Origin of the sequence: Thalassobaculum litoreum DSM 18839 (assembly GCF_900102465.1) — a bacterium.
Classification (GTDB): domain Bacteria; phylum Pseudomonadota; class Alphaproteobacteria; order Thalassobaculales; family Thalassobaculaceae; genus Thalassobaculum; species Thalassobaculum litoreum.
This window is the reverse complement of the sequence record NZ_FNBW01000042.1, coordinates 1-2,868: the sequence shown is the minus strand read 5'-3', so window position 1 is coordinate 2,868 and position 2,868 is coordinate 1. Positions and strand designations below refer to the sequence as shown.

Here is a 2,868-nt window from a genome sequence, read left to right as displayed (position 1 = left end):
CTTTTTCCATGATCTCCTTCTCCCCTTGTTCGTTTTCTGCAACCGCCACTTTGGCACATTGCGATCCGTCGGGAGGGGCATCCACTCCATCAGTTAACCGCCTGGGCCAGGACCAACACCCTGCGGCAGGCCGGCGTGCGGATCTCCATGGACCGCAAGGGCCGGTTCCTCGACAACATCTTCGTCGAGCGCCCCTGCCGCTCGCTCAAATACGAAAGGGCTTAACTGCACGCCTGGAGCGGAGTAAGTCAGGCTCGTCGCGGGATCGGCGCCTGGATCGACTTCTATAACCAGCGTCGCCCCCACACCGCCCTTGCCGGGCGAACACCCGACGCCGTTTACTGGCAACATCGAAACCTGGAGCAACCCGATCAGCGACCCACGGCTGTAGCTTAAGTTACCTGGAAAACCGTCCAACTTCTGGGGAGTAGCTCACAGCCCCTGTAAGCATCGCAATCTTCGCAGTTTTGGGACAAGTCATGGCGCAGAATGCCACCATCTACAAAGTTGAGCTTTCGGTCTCGGACATGGATCGTCACTATTACGAGACCCATAAATTGACCGTGGCAAAACATCCGTCTGAGACGGATGAACGGATGATGGTGCGCATTGTCGCCTTTGCGCTAAATGCCCATGAAAATTTGGAAATGACAAAGGGACTGTCAACGGATGACGAGCCCGACATTTGGCAGAAAAGCTTGAACGGCGCGCTTGATGTGTGGGTGGCCCTAGGGCTTCCGAGCGAGAAGGTGATGCGTCAATCCTGTGGCAAGGCCGGCAAGGTGATTGTCTATCCTTATGGCGGCAGGACGGCCGAGATCTGGTGGGACAAGATCAAAAAAAGCACCAACCGTTTTGACAACCTTCAAGTGGTAAATTTTTCCGAGAAAGACACAGGCGAACTGGCAAAACTGGCAAGCCGCACGATGAGGCTCCAGATCAATATTCAGGATGGCGATGTAATGGTTAGTTTAGGTGATCGCATCGTCTACATGACCCCGCTCAAATGGAAGAGTGCTGCATAATTCACCCGGGCTCACCGCAAAGCCGGACTTGAGCTGGTCAGTGAACCCCATCTCAGTCTCAATGTGCGAACCGAGAGAACTGCGCCGTAGCGCAGATTGGCATGCTCTCGGGCAGTCAGACGACAATCGAGATTGAAAAAACTGTGGGATGAGGGCCTTGCCCCCAGTGATGAGGGCCTCGCCCCTAGTAACGAGCTTGGTCAATGCCTGGACCAAAGATAAGATCTACACCAACCGCCTATGCACTAATATTCAAATCGGACCAATCGACAGGGGAAGGGCATGATCGTGGCGCGCTTGAAGCCAAATGAACTTCGGGAATTTTTGTTCGGGAAAACCCTGAATTGTTACGACCCAGAAAGCCGCGCTCATATTGCGACCGCGCATTATGGGCAAGACGGCGTTTGTCGGATGACGTTTTCGGACGGAACTGAGGACACGGGGGTGTTTGGTCTCACCGACGACATCTACTGGACGCAGTACAAGCGGTTCCGGTCGGGAACGTTAAACAAGTTCTATCTTGAGAGCGTTGCGCCGCAGATAGCACAAGCGTTCCACACCGACGGGCGCCGTGCCTTCCTGCAAACTCCTTTGCCGACGCTCGAAAATGAAACGCTTGAAAGCCGGTGAAGGCCTCGTTCCCTTTATAAGGGGCTCGGTTTTCATAACGATAAATTGAAACAGAGGCACGACCAGACGGCATGCTGGATAACCGTCGGCGGGAACCGGCATCGCGGGTCCGAACTCGGTTTCAACGAAGGATCATACCGTCTGGATTGCCGATCTTCCCCCACTGAATTGGCCCACCGCCATATTTGTGAAAACGGAGGACCGAGGAGGGCCAGGGCTATAGCGGAGACCCACCCCAGACTTCCATCAGGTGGGATTATTGTTCTAGACGATCACGGCTGGTGACTTCACTCAGACCAGAAAATCGCTGTTGATGGAGCGCTGATGGACTCAGGAGACCGGGCGGTTGAACTGCCTACAGGCCAAGGGCTCCCAATAAAGCGCCAACCGCGATATGGTCTCCCCCGCACCAAGCCATTGAGGTTGGACCCATGCGAGCGCCGAGGAACTTCACCCCGACAGGTCCACGCCCCGTGAGAACCGCCGGTCTGCTGGTGTCCCTCTTGATCGGCCTGGCCACGCTCCTGCTGGCTCCATCCGCCGCCGAAGCACATCCGCTGCATTCGAGCGCGCCTGCAAAACAGGCCTTGGCGGCCGGCGCCGCGGTGGCGGCAGACACCGGCACGGACGGGCCGGGCCTGGCAACCCGGACGTCGCTGGCCGGACTGGGCGGCGGATGCTCGCTCGCGGGTCTCGAGGTGCCCAGACAGACCACGCCTCTGCACCTCCGGAAGGCGGGTCGGCCGTTGCTCCCCATGGGGATGAAGCCCGCCCGGGACATCGCGCGTACCCCTCCCTGCCCTCCTCCAACCGGCACACTCCGCGTCACCCTCGACTGATCCTGTAACGATCCGACGACGAACGGAGTTTGACGATGAAACGCAAGATGATTGCCGCGGTCGCGATGGCGGCTGCGATCGGAGCCGGTGCAACCACCGCGATCGCCCATGGCGACGCCACTGGCGTGGTGAAGGAGCGCATGGAATCCATGGAAGCGCTCGGCGACGCCATGAAGGAACTGACCGCGATGATGCGGGGTCAGCAGGATTACGGTGCCGAACGGGTCCGGTCGCTGGCCGCCACCATCGAAAGCCATGGCGGCGAGGCGCTGACCAGGCTCTTTCCCAAGGACAGCCTCGACCACCCGTCGGAGGCGCTGCCGGCGATCTGGAGCGATTGGGACCGGTTCAGTGCCCTGTCGGATCAGCTCTCC

3 protein-coding genes and 1 pseudogene are annotated in these 2,868 nt (G+C 58.6%); all 4 read left to right on the top strand.

Annotated features, from left to right (window positions below; genetic code table 11):
- Window positions 1-120 precede the first annotated feature (120 nt).
- Window positions 121-396, top strand: a pseudogene (locus BLS34_RS25100) (integrase core domain-containing protein); the annotation flags it as partial.
- Between the two features lie 83 nt (window positions 397-479).
- On the top strand, window positions 480-1,025 hold the full coding sequence (locus BLS34_RS25095) for a YaeQ family protein (RefSeq protein ID WP_093154847.1): 546 nt from the start codon (window positions 480-482) through the stop codon (window positions 1,023-1,025).
- Between the two features lie 282 nt (window positions 1,026-1,307).
- Window positions 1,308-1,655, top strand: a complete 348-nt coding sequence (locus BLS34_RS25090) for a hypothetical protein (RefSeq protein WP_093154845.1) — start codon at window positions 1,308-1,310, stop codon at window positions 1,653-1,655.
- An 874-nt stretch (window positions 1,656-2,529) separates the two neighbouring features.
- Window positions 2,530-2,868 (top strand): c-type cytochrome (locus tag BLS34_RS25080; protein ID WP_139189498.1); only part of this gene is annotated, 339 nt, incomplete at its 3' end.

Excerpts from the sequence above, each read along its gene's own strand:
- BLS34_RS25095 (WP_093154847.1), top strand. The coding sequence starts at position 480 with ATGGCGCAGAATGCCACCATCTACAAAGTTGAGCTTTCGGTCTCGGAC.
- BLS34_RS25090 (WP_093154845.1), top strand. The coding sequence starts at position 1,308 with ATGATCGTGGCGCGCTTGAAGCCAAATGAACTTCGGGAATTTTTGTTC.